This is a genomic window from Pseudomonas sp. Pse79 (assembly GCF_024519615.1).
GTDB lineage: Bacteria > Pseudomonadota > Gammaproteobacteria > Pseudomonadales > Pseudomonadaceae > Aquipseudomonas > Aquipseudomonas veronii.
Genome location: NZ_JALJRR010000001.1, coordinates 72,827 through 96,514 on the forward strand (window position 1 = coordinate 72,827; position 23,688 = coordinate 96,514).

Sequence of the window (23,688 nt, forward strand, 5' to 3'; positions counted from 1 at the left end):
GCAGTGACAGGTCACAGGTATTTAAGCCACGCCACATCCCGCCGCCGCGCCTTCAGCCCGGCAAACCAGCGCACCGGCCAATACAGCGCCATCGGCAAGAGCAGCGCGACCAGCCATACCGCGCCAACACCGTCGAAGCCGAAGTAGGCGCCATGGTTGAGGCCCAACAGCGCCACGCACGCGACATAGAGCATCTTCAGCACATACAGGTGCAACAGATAAAAGAACATCGGGGCTGCGCCGAATACCGCGAGCACGCCGATCCAGCGCCGCTGCCCCACGCGTTCAAGCGCCAGCAGCAATAACAGGCCAATGCCCAGCGTCAACGCGAGGAACAGCAGCGACGGCGGATACTTGGTGACATTGAAAAAGCTCATCAACGTCAGCACGCCGCTGTCATACGCGTGCCACGGCTGCTCGCCATAGCCATTGGCCGCCCGCAACACCACGAATCCCAGCAACGCACCGAGCCCCGCCCGCAACAGGTAACGCTGGCGCAGGGCCGGCGCCATGGCCGTGGCAAACCATGGGCCCAGGCCGTAACCCAGCGCGATCACACCGATCCATGGCAACACCGGGTACGTGATGCGCAATCGCAGGTGATCGGACACCTCGATCCAACTACGCTCATGCAGGAGCGCCCACACAGTCTGCAGTGCTGTCCCTGGAGCGAAATGCAGTGGATCCAGCAGGTTATGCCCGGCCATGATCACCAGTGCCAAGCTGATCAGCAGCGGGCGCGGCAACCACAGCAGCGCGGCGAGGGCGATCATGCTCAGGCCAATCGCCCAGATCACCTGCAGGTAGATGACGCTGGGCGGCAGTTGGAAGGTCCAGGCAAAGTTGACCAGGCTGAACTCCAGCGCGATCAAGAACAGCCCGCGCTTGAACAGAAAGGCCGACACATCGCCACGGCCCTGGTATTTTTGCCCGTACAACCAGGCGGACAGCCCGGTGAGCAACATAAACACCGGCGCACACAGGTGGGCGAGGGTACGGCTGATAAACAGCGCGGGCTCGGTGCTATCGAGGCTCATCGGGTCGCTGACCTGACGGTGCAGCAGGAAGGTTTCGCGCACGTGGTCCAGCAGCATGAACAGGATCACCAGGCCGCGCAGGGCGTCGATGGAAAGCAGGCGTTGGCGCAGGGGAGCAGCGTCGGTCATGGGCGTGGATCACAAAGGGCAGGATGGAAAGCGAATGTTATCCTATAACGTATGCGCGCGCCGCTGCGCGAAGTCATCGAGAGCGAACAGGTTCGCGCCTGGCATCGGGAGAGGCTGATCATGAGCAAACCACACAACGACACCCCGCACACCGTCGTCGATTTCTGGACGCAGGCCGGCCCCAAGCGTTGGTTCGCCAAGGACGCCGCGTTCGACGCGGCGTTTCGCGACACCTTCAACGCAACTCATCTGCAAGCGGCGCGGCGTGAGCTGGAGGGCTGGCTGGACTCGGCGCAAGGTGCGCTGGCCTTGCTGATCCTGCTCGATCAGTACCCGCGCAACGCGTTTCGCGGCACGGCGCATATGTTTGCCACGGACCCGTTGGCGCGCCTGTATGCGCGGCGCATGGTGGATGCTGGGCTGGATCAATTGGTCGAACCGGCATTGCGTGCGTTTTGCTATCTGCCGTTTGAACATTCCGAAGACGCGCAAGACCAGCAACGCTCCCTGCTCCTCAACCAGCAGTTGGATGCCAACACTTACCGTTGGGCCAAGGAACACGCGCGGATCATCGAACGTTTCGGGCGCTTTCCCCACCGCAATGAGGTGCTGGCCAGGACGACCACGGAGGCGGAACGGGCCTTTCTGGAGCAGGGCGGGTTTGCCGGTTGAGGCGCTATTCCGCCGGGGAATGCCCCCATAAAAACTGCGCATTGTCTTTATTGCCGCCGATCTCGTAGCGTGGGGTTTCACTCAAGGAGATCCACCATGAACCAAGCTGCGCTGCGCCTCTACGTTGATTCGCTGTTCACCAGCCCCTACGCGATGTCGGTGTTCGTCACCCTGCGCGAAAAAGGCCTGGCGTTCGACACCGTGCCCCTCGACCTCGACGCCGCGCAACACCAGACGGCGGGCTTTGCCCAACTGTCCATGACCCAACGCGTGCCGACGCTGGTGGACGGTGATTTCTCCCTGTCGGAGTCCTCGGCGATCAGCGAATACCTCGACGAGGCCTACCCCGGAACGGCGGTGTACCCGGCCGATCCGAAGCAGCGGGCGCGGGCGCGGCAGGTCCAGGCGTGGTTGCGCAGCGATTTGCTGCCGATTCGCCAGGAGCGTTCGACGTTGGTGGTGTTCTATGGGCAGAAGATGCCGCCGTTGTCGCCATTGGCCGAAGCTGCCGCCCATCGCTTGATCGGTGCGGCGCAGGTGCTGTTGGCGGGGAATCCGGCGTACTTGTTCGGGGAGTGGTCAATTGCCGATGTGGACCTGGCGGTGATGCTCAACCGCCTGATCCTCAACGGCGACCCTGTGCCGGCCGACTTGCTGAGCTATGCACAGCGCCAATGGCAGCGGCCATCGGTGCAGGAATGGGTCAATCTGCCAAGGCCCGCGCTTTAGGCCATTCCTGCGCGACGCGTCGGTCCAGCTCTTCCCAGTCCGCCATGCCCAGCACGCGGGTGGTGTTCAAACCGCGCAGGTAACCGAGCAATTGCTGGGCGATGGCGTAGGCCTGGTCCGGGTCGGCGGCCTCGTCCAGCAGCACGTCTTCATAGACAACCAGGTAATCGGCGACCCGATCGCGAAAATCCGGCAATACGGCTTCGCGGATGCGGTCGAAGGTTTTCTGGTGGGGTTTCATAGCGTGGTCCTTATAGATTTTATGTAAGCACTATTGATTCAGATAATAGTCAGCATCAAAGATTGCAAGTTCTGTTTTTTCCACAAAGGCGGAAAATCTCCCCATCGAGACGCAGTTCAAGGAAATCGCGCGATGAGGACGTTTATTCAACTGGCTTTAATGACCCTGATGATGAGCACTGTGGTCATGATCAACCCGGTAATCGCCGATGAACTGCGTACAGGCCATTTGCTGTCACTCGGCGGTAGCGTAGACTCGCTGCGGCACGAGCAGTCAGTGGGGGTGCTGTACAGCGAAAATACGGTCGACAACCTCAGCTACCTTGAACGCTACCACGCCACAGCCTTGAATGGCGCCAGAGATGCCCTTGATGGGCGCATCCGTGCAGCGTTCGTCAACAGTTCCGACCCTGAGTTGGCGATTGACTGGTTGATGAATTCGTTGCAAGGCACGTTTTTGTCGGTGACCGTTTACGACACGCTGGATGCGCTCGTGCAGGCTCACCCCGATGTGGTGGTGATGCTCGACACCCATAACCAACTGTTGACCCCGCGTAACGACCTGGTCGAGGCGCATTTTATCGCGCGCTTCTATGACGCGGACCTGCAGTACATCGCCAAGGCCGAAGGCTCGGTGCATAAGCAAGTGCCGTCGGTGTGGACGCATGACAAGGCGGCCCCGGAGATTGCCGCGCAGATCGAGCAGCAGCGCGATGTACAGCTCGATGCCTTGAAACAATTTGATGCGTCGCTCAAGGCATTAGTCCGAGCGGGTTGATGTGAACTTTTCCTTTTATATATTCAGGATTTCTATGCGCTCTTTTTTTGCCCCGGCCCTGGCTGTCGCTTCTTTGTTACTGGCCGGTTGTGTTTCCGCTCCGAATGCTCCGACATTGACCCTGCATACCGCCAAGACCCCCGAAGGTTATATGCAATGCGTGTTGCCCAAGCTTGAAAAACACAACCTCACCTCGACCGTGACGCAGAATTCGCGCCACGCCAAGGTGGTGTTGACCAGCAAGGTTGCCGCCGATGATGTACTGGAGGCCTACAAGAGCCAGGACGGCACCAAGGTGTTCCTGTATGAGCGCAAGCCGCTCGCGTCGACCATCACGCCGTCGCGCCTGGAATTGACGGCGCAAGAGTGCAAGTAACCGCAGGCCACCCATAACTCGGTGGGCACGAGGGTTGGCTCAAGGGGTTGCTTCGTGGCTGAAGCTGTCGACAACCTTGACCAGCCCTTGAGCCGCCAACGCCACCAATTCAGCGCCTTTCTCCACGGTCGCCAGGGCCGGGTCCGAGCCCATGCGCCCGTCGGGGAAGCGCGCGCGGAAGTCCAACGCTTCACGGATCGGCCCGGTGTTGGCGATCTGCGGCGAATAATCGGCAGACTTGATCGACTCCGGATAAGCCCATTGCGTCACGGCAATTTCCGACGGCGTGGCATGGCTGCCGTGGCCGACCGGGAACTGCCGGTGAGCCAGCTCGTTGACGCCTTCCAGATCCCACCAGTTCACCAGTTTCAGCGCAAACCCGGCCGGTTGGCGGGCGAAGCTGGCGGCGGCATACAGCTCGGAAAACGCCGCTTCGATCGTGGCGATGTTGCCGCCATGGCCATTGAGAAACATGATCTTTTCGAAACCATGCCCGGCCAGCGAACGCACCCAGTCGCCAATCGCGGCAATAAAGGTGGAAGGGCGCAGTGAAATGGTGCCGGGAAAACCCAGGTGGTGCTGGGCCATGCCGATATTGAAGGTCGGGCCGATCAGGATGTCTGCGTGTAGCTGCGCTTGGTGGGCGATGATTTCCGGGCACATCCAGTCGGTGCCCAGCAGGCCGGTGGGGCCGTGTTGCTCATTCGAGCCGATCGGGATCACCACCGTGCGGCTGCGCTCCAGAAACTGCCCGATCTCGATCCAGGTGGACTTATGTAGAAGCATGCGACGCTCTCTTTATCGGTGGGGACAGGCTAACCGCCACGGATTGTACGACTACTCGCCACCTGTTGGGGTTTGCAGTTGAGGTAGGTCGAAGACTTCAGCCAGCGCTGGTCCGGGTACCACGAGAACATGAACTGCCCATCCTTGAGTTTGTCCACCACCTGGCGCGCCACCTGCGGGCGCACTGCCGGGCAGCCCTGGCTGCGGCCGATACGGCCTTCGCGCTTGCTCCACAATGGGTTGACGTAGTCGGCGGCGTGAATCACCAGGGCACGGTCGCGCGCCTGATCATTGAAGCCCGGCTCCAGGCCGTCCATGCGCAACGAATAGCCATGGGTGCCCAGGTAACTTTCCTGGGTACGGAACAGGCCCAGGCTGGACTGGTGGCTGCCTTCACGATTGGAGAACTGGGTGGCGAAGTTTTCCCCGGACTTCGCCCCGTGGGCCACCAGGTCGCGCAGCACCAGGGTCTTTTTGCGTAAATCGAAAATCCATAGCCGACGAGCGGTCGAAGGCTGGGAATAGTCAATCACGGCCAGGCGCTCGGAACGCTCTTCACCATTATTGACCGCGCACTGCACCGCGTTCAGCGCGCTTTTGAGTACAGTGGGATTGAGTTCTGGAGCCGAGCGCGCCAGGCTGCTATACAAGGAAACAGGGTTGCCGTCGGCGGCGAGCACAACGGTGCTCAGCGTAGCCACGGTCAAGGTCATCAGGCCGAGGCGGCACATAAAAGTCAGCATCTACAGTACATCCCCCCACTGTGGATTGGAGCAAAGCTATTGTTCAAAAAACACGCATGTTACTTGAGCATTTGCTTGCTCGTTGCACCGCTGGTCGCTACAGCCGACGAAGTACCGATGGGCACGTTACCGGTGATTCCAGCCAGCCCGGTCCAACAGGCCCTCGCGCAGTTGCCCAGCGTGTGCCCCAGCCTTGCGTCGCGCATCGACGCGGCGACATTGGCGCGTCTGCAGGCGTTCTATCGGCAGCAGGGCGATGTGCCGCTGTGGGTCGCCGAACGCCGCCAGGCACTGCAAGCGCAGTTGCTGATGCTGGCCGACGACGGCCTGGACCCCACCCACTATAGCCTGCCCCCGGCGAACGCCACGGACAACGTGCTGTGCAGCGATATCGGCAGCAGCGAACAGTACCTGCAAGCCCTGCAGGATTTGCATTACGGACGCCTGCAGCAATCGCGCTTCGAACCGCTGTGGCATTTCCAGCCGCCCACTCGCGACCTGGACACCGAGGTGCTGGCCTTCGCCGCCACCGGGCTGCACGACATGGCGCAAGCCTTCGACCAGGCCCGGCCCAGCACGGATTTATACCGCAGCCTGCGCAACGTCTATTCCACGCTGCGTAAGCAGCCATTACCGCATTGGGACGCGGTCGCCGGCGGGCCGCTGTTGCGCCCCGGCATGGAAGACCCGCGCGTGCCGGAACTGGCGCGGCGCCTCTACCGTGGTGGTTATCTCGCCAGCGAACCCAAGGACAACGGCAAGCTGTACCGCGACGAACTGGTCAAGGCGGTCAAGGCCTTCCAGGTCGGTCACTCATTGCAATCCGACGGCGTGATCGGCGCCGGCACCGTGGCCGAACTCAACATCAGCCCGGCGGTGCGCCGCGAGCAGTTGCGTATCAACCTGGAGCGCTTCCGCTGGCTGAGCCAGGACCTGGAGCCCGAAGGCGTGGTGGTCAACGTCGCCGCCGCGCAATTGAGTGTCTATCAGAGTGGCATCCCGGTGTGGCAAACCCGCTTGCAGGTCGGCCGCGCCGAACGCCAGACACCGCTGCTCAAATCACGCATCAACCGGTTGACCCTCAACCCGACCTGGACCGTGCCGCCCACCATCATGCGCGAGGACAAACTCCCGGCCATCCGCCTCAACCCCGAATACCTGCGCCAGCAGAACCTGCAAGTGCTCGACCCCGAGGGCCGCCCGCTGGCCCCCGAACACATCGACTGGGCCCGCCCCGGCAACATCCTGCTGCGCCAGGAAGCCGGCCCGCGCAACCCGCTGGGCAAGATCGTGCTGCGTTTTCCCAACCCGTACTCGGTGTACCTGCACGACACGCCCAGCCAACCGCTGTTCACCAAAGGCCCGCGTGCGTTCAGCTCGGGTTGTGTGCGGGTCGAACAACCGTTGCTGCTGCGCGACCTGCTGGTGAGCCCGGCGGAGCGCGTTCGCACCGATGAATTGCTGGCCACCGGCGTGACCCATGAATTCCGCCTGGCGACGCCGGTGCCGGTGTTGCTCGGGTACTGGACCGTGGAAGTGGATCGTCAGGGCGAGTTGGTGTATGCGCCCGATATCTACGGGCGTGACCCCGTGTTGATGAAAGCCATGGGGAGCGTGCTCTGATTTGTCACCGCTCACAGAACACGCCATGACGCTGTCTTTCGTGAAGATGCACGCCTATGGCGACGACTTCCTCATCATTGATCGCCGTGGTCTGGATGATCCGATCAGCGCGCAGGTCGCTCGCCGTCTCGGCAATCGTCACACCGGCATCGGCTTCAATCAGTTGGCGGTGGTGCTTGATTGCGCAGACGCTGCCGCACGGATCAAATTCTGGAACCCCAATGGCACGCCCCTGCAAACCTGCGGCAGCGCCACGCGCGGTGTGGCCGAGCGGCTGATGCATGAAGCCGGCACCGATTCCATCGTGCTGCGTACCGACCGCGGTTTGCTGACCTGTGTGCGTGAGTCGGGGCAGCGGGTGTCGGTGAATATGGGCGCGCCATCGCTGGGCTGGGCCGCGGTGCCGCTGGCCGAGTCGATGGACACACTGTACTTGCCCCTCGAAGGCGACCCGGCGGCGTGCAGCATGGGCAACCCCCATTGCACCTTCTTTGTCGCGGACCTCGGCGCTGTCGACGTGGCAACCCTGGGCCCGGCCCTGGAAACCCACGTGCTGTTCCCCGCCGGGACCAATGTGCATTTTGTCCAGGTCATCGATCGCGGGCATATTCGCCTGCGGATCTGGGAGCGCGGCGGCGGCGTGCCGCTCGGGTCCGGCTCGTGCTGCTGCGGCGCGGTGGTGAATGGGATTCGCCGTGGCTTGCTCGACGACCGCGTCGAGGTGCAATGCGACGGCGGCACAGTCACCGTGCAGTGGGACGGGCAGGGCGGCGTGGTGTTGACCGGGAGCGTGGAGCCGATCATGCAGGGCATCGTCTATGTGCCCATAGGGTAAATTGAGTTCCGGCAGCGGTTCATCCGGTGCCGGCGGTTGAGCGTCGGCGGAGCGGCTAAAGCCGGTTCACGCCAGCACAATGTAGTCGTTCTGCTGGAGCACCGGCCGGTGCGGGGCTTGGACGAGGTGAAGGTAACGGCCGTCGACCAGATCGATGGGCAGGCAGTCGTCGATGTCCAGCACGCCGTCGGTGTGGGCCTGTGACCAGTGACGCAGCAGCTGTTGCTTGCCTTTGCCCGTCGCTTCCTTTTTGTCGCGGGCAACCACCAGCAGGTAGTGATGCGCCTCGCCAAAGCGGTTGGTCTCATAGCCGCCCAGGTTGATGAAGTACAGGCGCTGCGCGCCGGCCTGGGGCGCCAGGTGGCTGAGTTCGACTTTCCAACCGTCGACGCCATCGACCGCCATCCACGAATCGATATGCACGCCCTTGGGGCTGCCAAACCAGGCATCGCGTAACTGTGGGTAGGTGGCTTCCAGCGTATCCGCCACGGCGAATACCACGTCATGGACTTCGATCCTGGCCCGTGGGTGCTTGCCCCCGAGCATCACGACAAACAGCATTGCAGGCCCTTCCGGCGATTTGGCAAAAGGCAACCATACTTCGATTGAACCCGTTTGTCCGGTGAATGCCACACTGTTAACCCGCGAACGCATCAGGAGATTGTCATGCGAACCATCGATCTGGCCGGTGTTCCGGTCCCTGTCATCGGCCAGGGTACCTGGCGCATGGGCGAAGACCCGGACCGGCGCCGCGCCGAAGTCGCGGCGTTGCAGTGCGGTATCGACGAGGGCATGACCTTGATCGACACCGCCGAAATGTACGGCGAAGGCGGCGCCGAAAGCGTGGTCGGCGAGGCCATTCGCGGCAAGCGCGAGCAGGTGTTCCTGGTGAGCAAGGTCTACCCCCGCAACGCCAGCCGCCGGGGCGTACCGCGCGCGTGCGATGCCAGCCTCCAGCGCCTGGGCACCGATTACATTGACCTGTACCTGCTGCACTGGCGCGGTCAGTACCCGCTGGCAGAAACCGTCGAAGCGTTCGAGCGCTTGCGCGAAGCCGGCAAGATCGGCCGCTGGGGTGTTTCCAACTTCGATGTGGCCGACCTGCAGGAACTTGCGTCACCGGCCTGCGCGACCAACCAGGTGCTCTACAACATCCAGGAGCGCGGCATCGAATTCGACCTGCTGCCGTGGTGGCAACAACATCACTTGCCGTTGATGGCTTACTGTCCGATCGCGCAAGGCGGCGAATTACTGTCCAGCCCGACCCTCCAGCAGATCGCCCATCGGCATCAGGCGACGCCCGCGCAGGTCGCGCTGGCCTGGGTAGTGCGTCAGGACGGGATGATCGCCATCCCCAAGGCCGTCACGCAAGAGCATGTGCGGCTCAACGCCGCCGCCGCTCAACTGGTGCTGGACGAACACGACCTCGACGCCATCGACCGGGTGTTCGGAGCGCCCAAGCGCAAGCATCCGTTGGCGATGGTGTGAGGCGATAAAACCAGCATGGGGCGTGCCGCGTCAGCCGCTCACGCCATGCAACTCGCAGTATTCGTCCCAGCTCATCCCCGCCATCTGCGCCACTTCCTTATGCACTTCGAGGCGTTGCGCTTCGAATGCCTGGGCGGATTCGGCCGTCAGCTTGAGGGTCAGCTCCCAGGCAAACAGCCCCAGGCGCTCGGCTTCGGCTTCGAACGCTTCATGCAGGCGTTCGGCGCGGTATTGCGCAAGGGTTTCGCCTTTGGCCTGGGCGGCCAGCGGGTTCAGAGTGTCCAGTTGGGTGAGGACATCCGGGTGTGCCTGCAGAAATCGGTCCAGCGCGAGTTGATGGGTATCGCCGGGTTGGGACACAGGTGGGTTCCTCGAAAAAAAGTCAGGCATCTGCGCCGGTGTCTTGGCAAGCCTGTCTACGCCGGGCGCGTTTGCGCATGCGGCGGTTTATCCGGGTGCGTATGGGGTCGAGGACGAAAAGTAACAGGTACGCGGTCAGCACCAGCGTCAGGTCGATCCAGGTTTCGCTGATCGGCCCTAAAAACAGCTCCATAACCGCCTTGGCCAGGTAGAGCAAGGCAACCCCACATAACCACAGCAGTGCGTTAAACATCAGTGGGTGCATAGTATTAGACCGTTTGTGTTGCATCTCAAGCCAAGCTCCTTGCTGCTGGCGATTTCAGCGTGTTCCCCTTGCTGCGCGATCCGGGAACCCTGAAAAAGTCGCAGATATTACATCTTGAAACAGGCTTAGGGGCTGCTTCTTATCAGAAAGTTCCGTGGCTAAAGCGCAAGCGCGCACATGAGCGTGCTGAGGAACCTGAAAAAATCAACTGGGCGACCGCAACGGCTTTTCGCGCCGCGCCTGGTCATGTGTGGCGTTGGCCGGTGTGTTCCCGGCCCTGTCTTCGAGGGGCTGCGCGCCGGCCGCGAGGGCGCGCTGTGTGTTATTCAGCGTCGGGGGGGGCGCCTCGACGCTGACCCGAGCACCCACGGCGATCACGGTGGTCGTGGTGCTGTACCAGGTTGCGTGCGCGGCGGGTCTAGGCCTGGGCCGATCGGTATTCGCGCTGGGTCTGTTCGATCTCTTCGACCAAGCCCTCGATCCTCGCCAGGCGCGCACGGTTGTCGTGGTCCCACGGATGAAAGCCCGGCTTGAAGTAGTGCAGCCACGGCCGCAGCATCCGCGGGAACACGCCCTTGGGTCCATACAAAAACTTGAGCATGCGCCAGAACCCTTGCACATGCCCGCCGGCCTTGCGGTCGGCAATCAGCAGGCGCAGGTGGAAGTCGAACACCACCAGCCAGAAGAGCAGCGTCGTGGTCAGCATGCTCCCGGTGCGCAGCAGGTAGCGCAGGGGGCCCGGCTTGATCACGCGGTTCCACACGTCAAACGCCACTGCCTTGTGCTCGGTTTCTTCGAGGGCATGCCAGTACCACATCTGCTGGTAACCCTTGAGTGAATCGCCGAAGCGCGAAGGGTCGCTCAGGAGGATTTCCGCGAGCATCGCGGTGTAATGCTCCAGGGCGATGGTCACCGCCAGGTTGAACGCCGGCGGCAGGTGTTTTTTCTGCAGGTCGAGGAAGAATTTCAGGCGCCGGTCCAGGCGATGTGCCGGCAGGCCTGCGGCTTGCAGCAAGTCGTTATAGGCGAGGTGTTCGCGGCTGTGCATGGCCTCCTGGCCGATAAAACCCTGGATCTCCTGTTTCAGCGCCGGGTCATCGATGCGTTGGCGGTAGTGGCGCACGCTGTCCATGAAAAACAGCTCGCCCTGGGGAAACAGCAGCGACAACGCATTGAAAAAATGCGTGATGATCGGACCTTGTTCGTGCCAGTCCTTGATGCGTTCGGCCGGCAAGGCAAAGCGGATATCGCGACGGATCGGTAGCATGGGGCTTGCTCCTGTTCAGAGACGGCTCTCGTCGTTGCTGTCAAACAGCGGCGTTGGGCGTTTGGGGGCCATGCGCTTGCTGGCGAACACCACCAGCGCTTGATAGGCCGCCGGCAGGCAGCGGGTGAGCAGGTCGAGAACATACGCATCGCGGCCGATGAGCACGCGGCGTTTATTCTTGCGCACGCCCTGCAGGATCACTTTGGCGGCCTGGTCGGCGTCGGTGATGAACAGCTTTTCGAAATCGGCGCGGGCCTGCTTTTCGCTGTGGATCAAAAAGCCGGTCATGTTGGCGTCGATGCGGCTGCTACGGCAGATATCGGTGCGGATGCCGCCGGGGTGGACACAACTGGCCGAGACGCCGCAACGTTGCAGGTCCAACTCCTGGCGCAGGGCTTCGGTAAAGCCGCGCACCGCGAATTTGCTGGCGTTGTAGCCGCTCATGCCGGGCTGGGCAAACAGCCCGAACACGCTGGACGTGTTGACCACATGGCCGTCGCCGCTGGCCTTGAGATACGGCAGGAAGGCCTTGGTCCCGTACACCACGCCCCAGAAGTTGATGCCGATGATCCATTCCAGATCGCTGTAGTCCACGCCTTCGACGGTGCTCGACAGCGCCACTCCGGCGTTGTTGAAGATCAGGTTGACCTGGCCGTGCTCGGCAGCGCAGCGCGCCGCCCAGTCTTGCATGGCGTGCCGGTCGGACACATCCAGCACCTGGGTGGTCACCCGCACCGGCGCCAGGGTGGCGGTTTGAATCAACGCCACGGTCTGGTCCAGGCCTTGGCTGTTCTTGTCCGCCAGCGCCAGGTGGCAACCTTCGCGCGCCAGGGCCAGGGCCAATGCGCGGCCCATGCCGGATGCCGCGCCGGTGATCGCCGCCACGCGGCCGTTGAATGACTTCATGACAGGCTCCCTTCTGCGGTGGAATGTGGCGCGGCCATTGCGCGGGGCGCCGCGTCAATCGGTGCCATGCTGGCGACATAATCCTTGAGTGCAAAATGCCGGGTGATCTGCTTGAAGCGCCAGGTCGAGCCGGGCCACAGGGTGGTGTTCTTGCCGGTGCGAGGGTCGAGGTACCAGCTCCGGCAGCCGCCGGTGTTCCAGATGGTGCGCGTGAGTTTGTCCTGCAATTGGTGGTTGTAGGCTTGTTCCACCGCGGGTTTGACCTCCACTGTGGCAATGCGGTGGCGCTGCATTTGTTGCAACGCATCGAGGATGTAAGCGACCTGGGCTTCGATCATCAGGATCATCGAGTTATGCCCCAGGCCGGTGTTGGGGCCGATGATCAGGAACAGGTTCGGGTAGCCCGGCACCGTGCTGCCTTTGTAGGCATGGGCGCCGTCGTGCCAGGCGTCCATCAGGTCGACGCCGTGACGCCCGATGATGCAGTCGCGGGGCAGCGGGTCGGTGGCCTGGAACCCGGTGCCGAAGATCAGGCAATCGGCCGGGTGCTTGACGCCGTCGGCGGTGATCACGCCATCGGCTTCGATGCGCAGCACGTCGTCGGTCACCACCTGCACATTGCTGCGCGACAACGCTGGGTAATAGTCGTTGGAGATCAGCACGCGCTTGCAACCGAGGGTGTAGTCCGGCGTCAGCGCCTTGCGCAGGGCAGGGCGGGTGACGTGTTTGTGCAAGTGGCGCAGGGCGACTTTCTGCACCATTTTCATCAGCCGTGGGTGCCGGGCAAAGCCCACCACGCGGCCTTCCAGCGCCCAATACAAGGCGCCGCGCACCAGCCGTTGGGTGAAGGGCAGGTACTTGAATGCCCAGCGCTCAACGCGGGAAATCGCTCGGTCGGGCTTGGGCATGATCCATGGCGGGGTGCGCTGGAACAGGTCCAAATGAGCGACCTGCGGCGCAATCTGCGGCACGAACTGAATGGCACTGGCGCCGGTGCCGATCACCGCCACGCGCTTGCCCTTCAGGGCATAGGCGTGGTCCCACTGCTGGGAGTGAAAGCGCTGGCCCTTGAAGCTGTCCAGCCCCGGGATATCCGGCAGCGCCGGGCGCGACAAGCCGCCCATGCCCGACACCAGCACCCGCGCGCTGACCTGGCGCCCATTGCTGAAGCTCAGTTGCCAGCGTTGTTGCTGCTCATCAAACACCGCACGTTGCAGGCCCATGCCGAAGCGCAGATACGGCGCCAGCGCGAAACGTCGGGCGCATTGCTCCAGGTAGGCGCGGATCTCCGCTTGCGCGGCGAATTGGCGGGTCCAGTCCGGGTTGGGCGCAAACGAAAACGAATAGACGTGGGACTGCACATCGCAGGCGCAGCCAGGGTAGTGGTTGTCGCGCCAGGTGCCGCCGAGTGTCTCGGCCTGTTCGGCGATAAAGAAGTCGCTAAAGCCGGCTTCCTTGAGCTTGATCGCCATGCACAGGCCGGCGAAGCCTGAACCGATGATGGCGATGTCGATGGAATCACTGTGGGCATTCATAGGCGGGCCTGCGTGGGCATCGGATGTGCTCCTGTTTTTGTTTTGTCTTTTTAGATAGAACACCATTGCAAAGGAAAATTGAATTACTTATTTTAAAAAAGATTTTAAATAATCTACCTGAAAATATCGCCTAGGCTAGTCCCTGGCTCCTCATGTGCGACGGTATGTACGAAGTTTAGGTCCAGGGTGTGGGCGATGGCTGAGGCCTTGATCAATTCCGGTCGGGCGGTCGGCAGCAGGGAAGCAGAGGACCGAGCTATGGCTGTCGAATGGGTTATCGCTGCGGGTGTGCTGGTCGGTGCGAGCGTGGTGGCATGGGGCTTCAGTGCCTGGATGACACGGCGCATCGAAGCGGCCGTTCCAAGTAACGGGCGCTTTGTGGACGTCGATGGCGAGCGCTTTCATTATCTCGACGAGGGCAAGGGCCCACCGCTGGTGATGATTCACGGGCTGATGGGCAGCAGTCGCAACCTGACCTACGCCTTGTCGGGGCAGTTGCGCGAGCATTTCCGGGTCATCACGCTTGACCGGCCTGGCTCGGGCTATTCGACCCGGCATCCCGGCACGGCGGCGGACCTGCCGGCCCAGGCCCGGCAAATCGCGGCTTTTATCCAGGCGCTGGGCCTGGATCGACCGCTGGTGCTGGGGCATTCCCTCGGCGGCGCGGTGGCCCTGGCGCTGGCCCTCGACCATCCCCACGCGGTCTCCGGGTTGATCCTGGTGGCACCGCTGACCCATCCCCAGCGCCTGTTGCCGCTGGTGTTCCTGTCATTGGCGGTGCGCCCGGCGTGGCTGCGTCGCTGGCTGTCGCACACGCTGACGATGCCGATCGGCCTGCTGACCAAAGGCTCGGTGGTCAAGGGCGTGTTCGCCCCCGATCCTGCACCAGCGGACTTCGCCACACGCGGCGGCGGGCTGCTCGGCATGCGCCCGGCCAACTTCTACGCGGCCTCCACCGAGATCAACCAGGTCAACGATCACCTGCCGGGCATGGTCAAGCGCTACCCGCAACTGACCCTGCCCATCGGCCTGATCTACGGCGCAAAGGACAAGGTGCTGGACTTTCAAAAACACGGCCAGGCCCTCGCGAGCCGGGTGCCCGGCCTCAAGTTGCAACTGGTGGAGGGGCGCGGCCATATGTTGCCGATCACCGCGACGGAGCGTGTTGTGGCGATGGTGGAACAGGTGGCCAAACGGGCCCGATCACCGCAAAACACCACCGTCCTGCATCCACCGTTGGCCCTGGCGAACAAATAATCGGGCCATCCGAGTCGCGGCACAACGGCGTCAATGCGCGCTCTAGACACCTGACCAGCCAGCTGAAAAAGAGACTGCTCGGTCACGCAAAAAAGGGCTCGATAAACTAGTTGACGACCTAACGATTCCGCGTTATTTATTTAAAAAAATATTTCAATGTTTGTTTTGAAATGATTTTTGAAATGCCTAAGAGCGAATAACAATGAAAAAAACGTCTTTTATCGCATGGTTGATTTCCCGGAGCCTTCCGCGCTCCTCGAACCTGTTTTGCACCTGCCTCGTCCGGAGGTTGCCATGAATCAGACCCTGGCCACCCCGCAGGTATGGGCCGACGGCAAACGCCACCTGTGGTGGCTCGGCATCCTGCCCCTGGCAACGCCTTTACTCGCCGGCACACTGGCAATCACCAGCGGCGTGCAACAACTGTGGTGGGTTGGCGTATTGGTGATCTTCGGCCTCATCCCGCTGATCGATGGCCTGTTGGGCGAAGACGTGAGTAACCCGCCCGAGTCCGCCGTCAACCACCTCGAATCGCAACGCTACTACCGCTGGATCATCTACACCGGCGTGCTGTTCGTCATCGCTTCGGTGGTGATCACCGGTTGGCTGGCTGCCGGCGGTATCGACTGGATCATCAACGGCGGGTTGGTCCAGGCCACCGCCGCGCTGGAACCTTCGAGCTGGCTGGCGAAAACGGCCGCCTATCTCACCTCGCGCACCCAACTGCACGGCCAGGTCAGTGCCTTCACGTACCTGGGCATGGCCATGTCCACGGGTGCGGCGACTGGCATCGCGATCAACACCGCCCACGAGCTGGGGCACAAACCCAAGCCGCTGGAAGTGTTCCTGGCCAAAGTCACTTTGGCGCCGACGTTCTACGGGCACTTCTATACCGAACACAACCGGGGCCATCACGTCCGTGTCGCCACCCCGGAAGATCCGGCCAGCTCGCGGCTAGGGGAAAGTTTCTGGGCTTTCCTGCCGCGCTCGGTGTGGTTCAGCGCACGCTCGGCGTGGAACCTGGAGCGCGAACGCCTGCGCAAACTCGGCCTGCCGGCCTGGCACTGGAAAAACGCCGTGCTCAGCGCCTGGCTGTACAGCGTGGTGTTGTGGGGCGCGATGATTGCCTGGTTGGGGGCGGCGGTGATTCCGTTCCTGATCATCCAGGGCATCTACGGCTTCTCGCTGCTGGAAGTGGTGAACTACGTCGAACACTACGGCCTTAAACGCCAGAAGTTGCCCAACGGTCGTTATGAGCGTTGCTCGCCGCGACACTCGTGGAACAGTAACCGGATCGTGACCAATATCTTTCTGTTCCAACTGCAACGGCACTCCGATCATCACGCCAATCCGACGCGCAGTTATCAATCGTTGCGTCACTTCGATGAATCGCCGCAACTTCCCTACGGTTATGCAAGCATGATTGTCTGGGCTTACGTGCCGTATTTGTGGCGACGACGGATGGACCATCGGGTGCTCAGGCATTATGCCGGGGATATCACCCTGACCAATCTTCAACCGTCCAAGCGTCTGCACTATCTGAAACAATACGGCGGCAATAGCAAAACGTTCTGAGATGAACTGAAAAAGTTACCTGGCGTGCTCGGGATCTTTGTCTCGCGCGGTTTCTTATCGCCCAGCGTTTATCGATTTCATTGCAAGAGAGTTGTTTGACCCCACAAAAATAAAAGCAAGGGAAGGACGTTCACCATGCAAACACCTGCCAAGTTCACCGCCCATATCTTATTGGCGGCATTGGGTCTGATTGTCTATCAGCAAGCCCAGGCTGCCCGTATTGAACCTGCCGGCAGTGCGTTTACTGCCCAAGGGCCCATCAGTTTTTCCAAAGGCAAGCTGATCAGTGCCGACTGCACCATCAAGGTGGCGGGCAAGGTTGCCGCCGACGGTTCGTCCGTCAATGTCGACAAGGTCGAATTCGACGGCGGCCTCAAGTGCAGCCGGGTCGAAGCGATCAACCTGCCGTGGATCTTGGTGGCCAAAGACACCCAAAGCGGCTCGATGTCGAAGATCAGCGTGGACGTCCACGCCTTCGGCCTGGGCGGCAAGTGCGGCCCCTCCACGGCCGACGGCACCTGGGATAACGCCACCGGCAAGTTGGAAGCCGTCAATGTACCGATTGGCGAAGACTGCAAGATCAAGACGGTGTCGATCAAGATGCCGGCCAACTTCAAAGTTGTCGAATAGATATATCCGATAGTTGCAGTGGTAATTGAATTGAAATTTGGCTGGAAAGGGAAGTTCTGCAGTTTCTCCGTGACCTCTCGTTCATGGCCATTACCCCTGGCGAATGACTCGCCATAACATGTGAGGAAAAATAATGAAAAGTTTGAAAACTCTCGTGTCGTTGTCTGCTTTGGCCGTGTGCATGGGTGCGGCCTCGATGGCTAATGCTGTCAGCATTAGCCCAGATGGAGCTTTCAGTACCTCCAGCGGTACTATTGTAGTGAAGTCGCCATCTTCATTTGGTGCTGCAGTGACTTGCGGTATTACCTTTAAAGGGAACGTTACATCTGGCGTGGCGACCATCAACGACGCGAAGCTCACCGGTGGGGGGCTTTGCGATTTGCCGGTACTGAAGAATATCCCCACCCCTGGCTGGGTATTGACTGCCACTAGTCTTTCGGGCGGCACAGTAACCAACGTTGGCTACACCATCACCAAGCCACTGATTCCGCTAACTGATTGCGGCCCTGACACTATCAACGTGACTTGGAACAACAGTACTCACGCATTGACCGCAAACAACCAGACGTTGACTGGCCACACATCCGGCACTAGTCCGAACTGCGTTGTGCAGTCTCTGACTGTGACGGCGCCAAGTCTGACCATTGTTCCTTGATGCAGTAACTCCATAAAGGGCTGATCACCCGTAGAAAGTGGGTGCCTTTTACCGGGCACCTACCGGGCGGTGACGCAAAGGCAACGCGTAGAGCGGCAGATAATAATAAGGATTGGAGCATGAATAATAAGAAACAACAGGTGCGGGTGACCGCTGGGTTTGCTCTTCTGAGCAGCTTGATCGTGGCCGGCTCTGTTCAGGCCGGTGGCTTTTCAACTCCAACTTATGGTGCTCCCGGCTGGGGGAGAGCGTTCGGGGGTGGTTCGTTGTTCAAAAATGACCCCAGTTCGGCGTACAACAACCCCGCCGCGATGGCGTTTGTGGACCAGAACGTCGCACAAATGACGGTCGACTACGCGCGTATCAAAATCAAGTATAAGGGCGCGGCTAATGATTATCTGGGTAACCCTGTCTCGAACAGTCCAATAGGTGCGGATGGTTTCCCTGACCTTTCATCGCCAACGGTCAACAACAATGATGGTGGCGAGGGTGGTTTCACTGCCTGGTTGCCGACCGGGTTCATGGTGATGCCCCTGGGGGACCGATTCGCTTTTGGCTTGAGCCAAGTGGTGCCACAAGGGATGCGCTCAACTTGGGACGAAGACTCCAAACTTCGCGATTTTGCTGTGGACACCAGGATCGAAACCGTGGGATTGACCGGTTCGCTTTCGTTCAAAGTCAATGATCAGTTCGCCATCGGCGGTGGGCTTATTGTTCAACACAGTAAAGGGTTTGTGAGTCAGAACATCGATTTGTTGGCGGCGGCTGCCAACTCCCAGGACCCATTACTGGGCAGTATTGACTTGCCGGCAGGTGTCGGAGGCGCGCTGATACGGGTCAAGGTCGACAATATCTCCACCGGCTGGTTTACCGGTATTACCTGGAAACCCACTGACCAAGACACCTTGGGCCTGAACTATCACGCCAAGATCAAGAACAAGATGACGGGCAAGTACAACATTCGTTCAGACTCGTACAGCTATGCCCTGATGACTCAACCGAACCCGTTCACTGGCACTGGCACGCTGGTTGGGTCGGCTTATCCTGGGCTGGCGTTGTACCCGGATGGCGCACATGCCAGTACCCAACTGGATATTCCCGCGACTGCGGGCTTTGACTGGGTGCATCAGTTCAATGACCGATTCACCTTGGGCGCAAGTGTGAACTGGACGCAGTGGTCGTCGTTCAAGGACCTCACGCTCAAGTCCGGCGATATCACCATCGTCTCAATCCCCTACAACTACAAGGACTCCTGGATGTACTCCCTCGGCGGCGACTTCCGTGCCACCGATGAACTGACGCTGCGTGCCGGTGTGGCCCTTGACCAGACACCAACCCGCAACTCGACCCGTGACCCCCGTATCCCGGATGGTGATCGTACGTTCTTGTCGTTCGGCGCGGGTTACGAGGTAAAGGCTGTGAAGGGCTTGAGTCTTGACTTGGCGTATTCCCATCAGTTCGTGCAGGAAGTGAAGCTGAAAACCAAAAACGTTGACCGCTTGGGTGGCGCCAGCCTGGACGGCAAGGCTGAGTCGTCAGGCGATGTGGTCAGCGTATCGGCCACCTACAAGTTTTAACAGATATCGAGGGCTATGGAGGAAGGCACTAAGCGCATCTGAATGCCTTCTTCCTGCTGTTTGCCCTCATTTACGGGTCGCCATGTGACCTATTCCGATTTTCGTATTCGTGACCCCGGCTGACGTGCTCAGCCCAGTATTTTTTTTGCCCAGGAGTTAAATAAAAATTTCAAAACATAATTTGAATCTGGCTTTCCAAATTTGTAGTGTTGCCCTACGCCGCAGTTCATATCGATCTGCGCCAGCGTTTGCTACGCCCTGAATCGAGTAGAGGTATCCCCATGGTGATCTGGTTATTGGTGGGTTTCGCAGCCGCGATTGCCCTGGCGTATCGACAAGCCGCCGCTGTCCACTGGCTGGGCGCCGGCCTGGCCTGGCTGGCGGCCGGCTACCTGTTCAACGTGGTCGCCGTTTTCGGCACCACCGTCGTGGCGCTGCTGGTGGTGTTGCCGGCGTTGCTGATGACAATCAAACCGCTGCGTCGCCGCCTGTTGACCAGCAAGGCTCTGAGCCTATTTCGTACAGTTATGCCGGCAATGTCCGACACCGAGCGCGCGGCCATCGAGTCCGGCACCGTGTGGTGGGATGCCGAACTGTTCAGCGGCCGACCCGACTGGCAGCGCCTGCTGCAAGCCGCGCCGGCCAGCCTGAGCGCCGAGGAGCAAGCCTTCCTCGACAACGAAGTCGAAACCCTGTGCGACATCGCCAACGACTGGGAAACCACCCAGGTCTGGCAAGACATGTCCCCCGAGGGCTGGCAGTACACCAAGGACGCCGGTTTCCTTGGCATGATCATTCCCAAGCAGTACGGCGGCAAAGGCTTCTCCCACTACGCGCATTCGCAAGTGGTGATGAAGCTGTCGACACGCTGCTCGGCGGCGGCGATTTCGGTGATGGTGCCCAACTCCCTGGGCCCGGCGGAATTGCTGCTGCATTACGGCACCGATGCCCAGCGTAATTACTACCTGCCGCGCCTGGCGCGTGGCGAAGACATCCCGTGTTTCGCGCTGACCAGCCCGTATGCTGGTTCCGACGCTGGGGCGATTCCGGACCTGGGCATCGTCTGCAAAGGCCTGCACGAAGGCGAGGAAGTGCTGGGTTTCAACGTGACCTGGGACAAGCGCTACATCACCCTTGGCCCGATTGCCACAGTGCTTGGCCTGGCGTTTCGTGCGCAAGACCCGGAAGGTCTACTCGGCCAGCCGGGTTCGCTGGGCATCACTTGCGCGTTGATCCCAACCTCCCATCCGGGCGTGAACAGCGGTCGTCGGCACTGGCCGCTCAACGCGGTGTTTCAGAACGGTCCTACCACCGGCAAGGATGTGTTCATTCCCCTGGAGTGGGTCATCGGCGGGCGCGAACAGGTCGGCAACGGCTGGCGCATGCTGATGGAATGCCTGGCGGCCGGTCGGGCGATTTCCTTGCCGTCGGCCAACGTCGGCCTGGGCAAGGTCGCAGTACGCGGCACCAGCGCGTATGCGGCGATGCGCAAACAGTTCGGCCTGCCCATCGGCAAGTTCGAAGGCGTGCAAGCCCCGTTGGCGCGCATGGCCGGGCATTTGTATGCCTGCGACGCGGTGCGCAAGGTGTCGGTGGCATCGCTGGATGCCGGCGAGAAACCTTCGGTGATCTCCGCCATCGCCAAATACCACGTCACCGAGCGCGCGCGGATGATCGTCAACGACGGCATGGACATCGTCGCCGGCAAGGGCATCTGCATGGGCCCCAACAACTTCCTGGCCCGCGCTTATCAACAAAGCCCGATTGCGATCACGGTAGAAGGCGCGAACATCATGACCCGCTGCCTGATCATCTTTGGCCAGGGCCTGATCCGTTGCCATCCCTATGTGTTGCGCGAGATGGAAGCGGCGCGCAACCCCGATCGGCGCAAGGCGCTTGAAGCGTTTGACAGCGCAATGTTCGGCCATGTGAGCTTTGTGCTGGCCAATACGGTGCGGGCCGTAGTGCATTCGCTCACTGGCGGGCGCCTGATTTCCGCACCCGCCAAGACCGAGCCGGCGTTGGCGTCCTACTACCGTCAGGCCAATCGGCTGTCGGTGGTGTTGGCTTTGATCTCGGACGTTTCCATGGGCGTGCTCGGCGGTGCGCTCAAGCGCAAGGAAAGTATCACCGGGCGCCTGGGCGATATTCTTTCGCAGTTGTACATCTTGTCCTGCGTGCTCAAGCGCTTTGAAGACGACGGTCGGCCCCAGGCGGATTTGCCGCTGGTGCATTGGTCGGCCCAGGACGCGTTGTTGCGGGCCCATGAAGCGCTCGCCGAAACACTCGATAACTATCCGTCGAAAGCCGCTGCGGCGGTGGTGCGCGGCTTGAGTTTTCCGTTCGGTATTCCCCTGCGTAAACCCTCGGACCGGCTGTTGGCCCAGGTGGCGGATGTGGTGCAGACCCCCGGCGAAACCCGTGAGCGCTTGCTGGCCAATTCCTATATCCCACGTCCGGAAATCGACAAGCTGGCTTACGGCGAATTGGCTTTCCGCCTGTTGCCGCAGGTGGAGCTGATCGAAGCACGGCTCAAGCCTGCGATCAAACAGGGCTTGCTCGAACCGATGCCGATCGCCGCCACGGCCTTTGCCGCCTGGCGCGTCAAGGCGCGGGCGCTGGAGTTGATCAGCAGCGATGAAGACGCCTTGCTCGCGCGCTATGTGGAATATGCCGACCACGGTATCCAGGTCGACGACTTCCCGCAGGACTTCGGTCTGCTCGAGGCGTTGCAGCAGCGTAAGCACGTGCTGCAACCGTCTACCCAGCGTCGTACCAGCCAGGGCGAGAATGCTTCGGTCAATTGAGTGGCACTGAATGAACGCGCCTACATGGCTCGGGCGTTCATACCGATACCGTATCGTGAGTGGATGTTTATATGAGTGACAGCTACCTATCGTTCGTCAATTCCCCCTGGGGCCGACGCCTGGCCCAGGCCATCGGCCTGCCGCAACCGTTGCTGCTGCAACGTCATCGCCGTGGCCAGCAAGGCCTGGCCAACCCGGTGATCGTCGCCGGGGCAGGGCGCCTGGCTGTGCAAGTGCAACAGATTTTCAGCGCCACCGACACGGTCGCCGCCACTGCAGCGACCCTCAAGGCGCCGTCTACGGTCAAGGTGCAGGGCGCGGTGTTCGATGCCACTGGCGTCGTCGACCTGCAGCAGCTCGATGAGCTCTACGTATTTTTCCACGCCAACGCCAAGCGCCTCGCCCAGCATGGCCGCGTGGTGGTGCTCGGCACTGCTCCCGAAGACTGTCGGGATTTGCCCCAGGCCATCGCCCAGCGCGCCCTCGAAGGGTTGGTGCGTTCGCTGGCCAAGGAACTGCGCCGGGCGATCACCGTGCAATTGATCTACGTCGCGCCGGGGGCCGAAGACGCCCTGGACAGCAGCCTGCGCTTCTTTCTGTCGCGTCGTTCGGCCTATGTGTCGGGGCAAGTGGTGCGCCTGGAAAAACCGCTGGACGGCCCTGTCACGGTCAACTGGGACACCCCCTTCGCCGGCCGCCGCGCACTGGTCACCGGTGCCTCCCGTGGCATCGGCTTGGCGATTGCCCAGGTATTGGCCCGCGACGGCGCCCATGTGGTGTGCGTGGATGTGCCCCAAGCCGAGGACGCGCTGCAACACGCCGCCGCCAGCGTCGGTGGCTCGGCGTTGCCACTGGACATTACCGCAGCAGATGCGGCCTCGCTGTTGCAGGCCCATGTCAGCCAATCCGGCGCCTTTGACGTGGTGGTGCATAACGCCGGGATCACCCGCGACAAGACCATCACCAAGATGACCGAAGCGGCGTGGCGCAATGTGCTGGCGGTCAACCTGCAAGCGCCGTTGCAACTGAGCCATGCGCTGCTGGAATGCCAGGGCCTGAACCCGGGCGGGCGTATCGTCTGTGTGTCGTCGATTTCCGGCATCGCCGGCAACCTCGGGCAAAGCAACTACGCCACTTCCAAAGCCGGGGTGATCGGCCTGGTCCACGGTCTGGCACCGCTGGCGGCGGCGCAGCAGGTCACGGTGAACGCGGTGGCGCCGGGGTTCATCGAAACCCAGATGACCGCGAAGATCCCGCTGCTGATCCGCGAAGCCGGGCGGCGCATGAATTCGCTGTCCCAGGGCGGCCAGCCGATCGACGTGGCCGAGACCATCGCCTGGCTGGCCCACCCGGCGTCCGGCGGCGTCAACGGCCAAGTCGTGCGCGTGTGCGGCCAAAGCCTGCTGGGAGCTTGAGCC

24 protein-coding genes are annotated in these 23,688 nt (G+C 61.4%); 14 read left to right on the forward strand and 10 right to left on the reverse strand.

The window, feature by feature from the left end; all coding sequences use genetic code 11:
- Nucleotides 1-11: 11 nt before the first annotated feature.
- Nucleotides 12-1,166, reverse strand: coding sequence for a DUF1624 domain-containing protein (locus NR164_RS00330; RefSeq protein ID WP_256822053.1), 1,155 nt, complete (start codon nucleotides 1,164-1,166; stop codon nucleotides 12-14).
- Nucleotides 1,167-1,286: 120 nt separating this feature from the next.
- Here NR164_RS00330 and NR164_RS00335 point away from each other — a divergent pair, with 120 nt between their 5' ends.
- Complete coding sequence (locus NR164_RS00335) at nucleotides 1,287-1,838, forward strand: DUF924 family protein (RefSeq protein ID WP_057004705.1); 552 nt, start codon at nucleotides 1,287-1,289, stop codon at nucleotides 1,836-1,838.
- Nucleotides 1,839-1,934: 96 nt separating this feature from the next.
- Complete coding sequence (gene yfcF, locus NR164_RS00340; RefSeq protein ID WP_256822054.1) at nucleotides 1,935-2,567, forward strand: glutathione transferase; 633 nt, start codon at nucleotides 1,935-1,937, stop codon at nucleotides 2,565-2,567.
- Here yfcF and NR164_RS00345 read toward each other — a convergent pair.
- The gene (locus tag NR164_RS00345; RefSeq protein ID WP_017846521.1) at nucleotides 2,542-2,808 is read right to left on the reverse strand and encodes a hypothetical protein; all 267 of its coding nucleotides are present in this window, start codon (nucleotides 2,806-2,808) and stop codon (nucleotides 2,542-2,544) included. The two genes, yfcF and NR164_RS00345, sit on opposite strands and share 26 nt — an antisense overlap.
- A 132-nt stretch (nucleotides 2,809-2,940) precedes the next feature.
- Between NR164_RS00345 and NR164_RS00350 the strand changes: the two genes are divergently transcribed.
- Nucleotides 2,941-3,585 (forward strand): hypothetical protein, encoded by a 645-nt coding sequence (locus tag NR164_RS00350; RefSeq protein WP_046383681.1) that lies wholly within the window; start codon nucleotides 2,941-2,943, stop codon nucleotides 3,583-3,585.
- Nucleotides 3,586-3,619: 34 nt separating this feature from the next.
- Complete coding sequence (locus tag NR164_RS00355) at nucleotides 3,620-3,961, forward strand: hypothetical protein (protein ID WP_046383680.1); 342 nt, start codon at nucleotides 3,620-3,622, stop codon at nucleotides 3,959-3,961.
- Between the two features lie 39 nt (nucleotides 3,962-4,000).
- Here NR164_RS00355 and NR164_RS00360 read toward each other — a convergent pair whose 3' ends face one another.
- The gene (locus NR164_RS00360; RefSeq protein ID WP_256822055.1) at nucleotides 4,001-4,747 is read right to left on the reverse strand and encodes a creatininase family protein; all 747 of its coding nucleotides are present in this window, start codon (nucleotides 4,745-4,747) and stop codon (nucleotides 4,001-4,003) included.
- 29 nt (nucleotides 4,748-4,776) lie between these two features.
- Nucleotides 4,777-5,490 (reverse strand): murein L,D-transpeptidase catalytic domain family protein, encoded by a 714-nt coding sequence (locus NR164_RS00365; protein ID WP_017846517.1) that lies wholly within the window; start codon nucleotides 5,488-5,490, stop codon nucleotides 4,777-4,779.
- Nucleotides 5,491-5,529: 39 nt separating this feature from the next.
- Between NR164_RS00365 and NR164_RS00370 the strand changes: the two genes are divergently transcribed.
- Both NR164_RS00370 and dapF read left to right on the forward strand, forming a co-directional pair.
- The gene (locus tag NR164_RS00370; RefSeq protein WP_256822056.1) at nucleotides 5,530-7,113 is read left to right on the forward strand and encodes a murein L,D-transpeptidase; all 1,584 of its coding nucleotides are present in this window, start codon (nucleotides 5,530-5,532) and stop codon (nucleotides 7,111-7,113) included.
- 25 nt (nucleotides 7,114-7,138) lie between these two features.
- The gene (dapF, locus tag NR164_RS00375) at nucleotides 7,139-7,948 is read left to right on the forward strand and encodes a diaminopimelate epimerase (protein ID WP_256822057.1); all 810 of its coding nucleotides are present in this window, start codon (nucleotides 7,139-7,141) and stop codon (nucleotides 7,946-7,948) included.
- A gap of 66 nt (nucleotides 7,949-8,014) precedes the next feature.
- Here dapF and NR164_RS00380 read toward each other — a convergent pair whose 3' ends face one another.
- Nucleotides 8,015-8,509: a DUF1543 domain-containing protein gene (locus tag NR164_RS00380; RefSeq protein WP_046383677.1), complete on the reverse strand. Its 495-nt coding sequence runs from the start codon at nucleotides 8,507-8,509 to the stop codon at nucleotides 8,015-8,017.
- Nucleotides 8,510-8,614: 105 nt separating this feature from the next.
- Here NR164_RS00380 and NR164_RS00385 point away from each other — a divergent pair, with 105 nt between their 5' ends.
- Nucleotides 8,615-9,436, forward strand: a complete 822-nt coding sequence (locus tag NR164_RS00385) for an aldo/keto reductase (RefSeq protein WP_046383676.1) — start codon at nucleotides 8,615-8,617, stop codon at nucleotides 9,434-9,436.
- A 30-nt stretch (nucleotides 9,437-9,466) separates the two neighbouring features.
- On the opposite strand, the gene NR164_RS00390 is transcribed toward NR164_RS00385, so the two are convergent.
- The 5 genes from NR164_RS00390 to NR164_RS00410 all read right to left on the reverse strand — a co-directional run bounded on the left by NR164_RS00390 (nucleotide 9,467) and on the right by NR164_RS00410 (nucleotide 13,769).
- Entirely contained in the window at nucleotides 9,467-9,796 is a 330-nt protein-coding gene (locus tag NR164_RS00390; protein ID WP_046383675.1) for a DUF6388 family protein, read from the reverse strand.
- A gap of 22 nt (nucleotides 9,797-9,818) precedes the next feature.
- Nucleotides 9,819-10,049 carry a hypothetical protein gene (locus tag NR164_RS00395; protein WP_226927611.1) on the reverse strand — a complete coding sequence of 77 codons (231 nt, stop codon included), beginning with the start codon at nucleotides 10,047-10,049 and terminating at the stop codon, nucleotides 9,819-9,821.
- 430 nt (nucleotides 10,050-10,479) lie between these two features.
- Complete coding sequence (locus tag NR164_RS00400) at nucleotides 10,480-11,328, reverse strand: metal-dependent hydrolase (protein ID WP_256822058.1); 849 nt, start codon at nucleotides 11,326-11,328, stop codon at nucleotides 10,480-10,482.
- Nucleotides 11,329-11,343: 15 nt separating this feature from the next.
- Nucleotides 11,344-12,234, reverse strand: a complete 891-nt coding sequence (locus tag NR164_RS00405) for an SDR family oxidoreductase (protein ID WP_256822059.1) — start codon at nucleotides 12,232-12,234, stop codon at nucleotides 11,344-11,346.
- Nucleotides 12,231-13,769 (reverse strand): NAD(P)/FAD-dependent oxidoreductase, encoded by a 1,539-nt coding sequence (locus tag NR164_RS00410; protein ID WP_256822060.1) that lies wholly within the window; start codon nucleotides 13,767-13,769, stop codon nucleotides 12,231-12,233. The genes NR164_RS00405 and NR164_RS00410 overlap by 4 nt, the downstream gene beginning before the upstream one ends.
- A gap of 258 nt (nucleotides 13,770-14,027) precedes the next feature.
- Here NR164_RS00410 and NR164_RS00415 point away from each other — a divergent pair, with 258 nt between their 5' ends.
- The 7 genes from NR164_RS00415 (at nucleotide 14,028) to NR164_RS00445 (ending at nucleotide 23,685) form a co-directional block, all read left to right on the forward strand.
- Complete coding sequence (locus NR164_RS00415) at nucleotides 14,028-15,026, forward strand: alpha/beta fold hydrolase (RefSeq protein WP_256822061.1); 999 nt, start codon at nucleotides 14,028-14,030, stop codon at nucleotides 15,024-15,026.
- 294 nt (nucleotides 15,027-15,320) lie between these two features.
- Entirely contained in the window at nucleotides 15,321-16,601 is a 1,281-nt protein-coding gene (locus NR164_RS00420) for an alkane 1-monooxygenase (protein WP_256822062.1), read from the forward strand.
- Nucleotides 16,602-16,736: 135 nt separating this feature from the next.
- Nucleotides 16,737-17,231 carry an alkane oxidation protein activator PraA gene (gene praA, locus NR164_RS00425; protein ID WP_017846505.1) on the forward strand — a complete coding sequence of 165 codons (495 nt, stop codon included), beginning with the start codon at nucleotides 16,737-16,739 and terminating at the stop codon, nucleotides 17,229-17,231.
- A 133-nt stretch (nucleotides 17,232-17,364) separates the two neighbouring features.
- Nucleotides 17,365-17,886, forward strand: a complete 522-nt coding sequence (praB, locus tag NR164_RS00430; protein WP_079444031.1) for an alkane oxidation protein activator PraB — start codon at nucleotides 17,365-17,367, stop codon at nucleotides 17,884-17,886.
- A gap of 119 nt (nucleotides 17,887-18,005) precedes the next feature.
- Complete coding sequence (locus tag NR164_RS00435) at nucleotides 18,006-19,463, forward strand: outer membrane protein transport protein (protein WP_169881974.1); 1,458 nt, start codon at nucleotides 18,006-18,008, stop codon at nucleotides 19,461-19,463.
- Nucleotides 19,464-19,744: 281 nt separating this feature from the next.
- Nucleotides 19,745-22,270 (forward strand): acyl-CoA dehydrogenase, encoded by a 2,526-nt coding sequence (locus NR164_RS00440; protein WP_256822063.1) that lies wholly within the window; start codon nucleotides 19,745-19,747, stop codon nucleotides 22,268-22,270.
- Between the two features lie 71 nt (nucleotides 22,271-22,341).
- Entirely contained in the window at nucleotides 22,342-23,685 is a 1,344-nt protein-coding gene (locus NR164_RS00445) for a 3-oxoacyl-ACP reductase (RefSeq protein WP_057004667.1), read from the forward strand.
- Nucleotides 23,686-23,688 lie beyond the last annotated feature (3 nt).

Excerpts from the sequence above, each read along its gene's own strand:
- NR164_RS00420 (WP_256822062.1), top strand. The coding sequence starts at position 15,321 with ATGAATCAGACCCTGGCCACCCCGCAGGTATGGGCCGACGGCAAACGC.
- NR164_RS00365 (WP_017846517.1), bottom strand. The coding sequence starts at position 5,490 with ATGCTGACTTTTATGTGCCGCCTCGGCCTGATGACCTTGACCGTGGCT.
- praB (WP_079444031.1), top strand. The coding sequence starts at position 17,365 with ATGAAAAGTTTGAAAACTCTCGTGTCGTTGTCTGCTTTGGCCGTGTGC.
- NR164_RS00345 (WP_017846521.1), bottom strand. The coding sequence starts at position 2,808 with ATGAAACCCCACCAGAAAACCTTCGACCGCATCCGCGAAGCCGTATTG.
- NR164_RS00360 (WP_256822055.1), bottom strand. The coding sequence starts at position 4,747 with ATGCTTCTACATAAGTCCACCTGGATCGAGATCGGGCAGTTTCTGGAG.
- NR164_RS00445 (WP_057004667.1), top strand. The coding sequence starts at position 22,342 with ATGAGTGACAGCTACCTATCGTTCGTCAATTCCCCCTGGGGCCGACGC.
- NR164_RS00405 (WP_256822059.1), bottom strand. The coding sequence starts at position 12,234 with ATGAAGTCATTCAACGGCCGCGTGGCGGCGATCACCGGCGCGGCATCC.
- NR164_RS00380 (WP_046383677.1), bottom strand. The coding sequence starts at position 8,509 with ATGCTGTTTGTCGTGATGCTCGGGGGCAAGCACCCACGGGCCAGGATC.
- NR164_RS00415 (WP_256822061.1), top strand. The coding sequence starts at position 14,028 with ATGGCTGTCGAATGGGTTATCGCTGCGGGTGTGCTGGTCGGTGCGAGC.
- NR164_RS00385 (WP_046383676.1), top strand. The coding sequence starts at position 8,615 with ATGCGAACCATCGATCTGGCCGGTGTTCCGGTCCCTGTCATCGGCCAG.
- NR164_RS00400 (WP_256822058.1), bottom strand. The coding sequence starts at position 11,328 with ATGCTACCGATCCGTCGCGATATCCGCTTTGCCTTGCCGGCCGAACGC.
- dapF (WP_256822057.1), top strand. The coding sequence starts at position 7,139 with ATGACGCTGTCTTTCGTGAAGATGCACGCCTATGGCGACGACTTCCTC.
- NR164_RS00355 (WP_046383680.1), top strand. The coding sequence starts at position 3,620 with ATGCGCTCTTTTTTTGCCCCGGCCCTGGCTGTCGCTTCTTTGTTACTG.
- NR164_RS00395 (WP_226927611.1), bottom strand. The coding sequence starts at position 10,049 with ATGTTTAACGCACTGCTGTGGTTATGTGGGGTTGCCTTGCTCTACCTG.
- NR164_RS00440 (WP_256822063.1), top strand. The coding sequence starts at position 19,745 with ATGGTGATCTGGTTATTGGTGGGTTTCGCAGCCGCGATTGCCCTGGCG.
- NR164_RS00410 (WP_256822060.1), bottom strand. The coding sequence starts at position 13,769 with ATGAATGCCCACAGTGATTCCATCGACATCGCCATCATCGGTTCAGGC.
- NR164_RS00350 (WP_046383681.1), top strand. The coding sequence starts at position 2,941 with ATGAGGACGTTTATTCAACTGGCTTTAATGACCCTGATGATGAGCACT.
- praA (WP_017846505.1), top strand. The coding sequence starts at position 16,737 with ATGCAAACACCTGCCAAGTTCACCGCCCATATCTTATTGGCGGCATTG.
- NR164_RS00330 (WP_256822053.1), bottom strand. The coding sequence starts at position 1,166 with ATGACCGACGCTGCTCCCCTGCGCCAACGCCTGCTTTCCATCGACGCC.
- NR164_RS00335 (WP_057004705.1), top strand. The coding sequence starts at position 1,287 with ATGAGCAAACCACACAACGACACCCCGCACACCGTCGTCGATTTCTGG.
- NR164_RS00435 (WP_169881974.1), top strand. The coding sequence starts at position 18,006 with ATGAATAATAAGAAACAACAGGTGCGGGTGACCGCTGGGTTTGCTCTT.
- yfcF (WP_256822054.1), top strand. The coding sequence starts at position 1,935 with ATGAACCAAGCTGCGCTGCGCCTCTACGTTGATTCGCTGTTCACCAGC.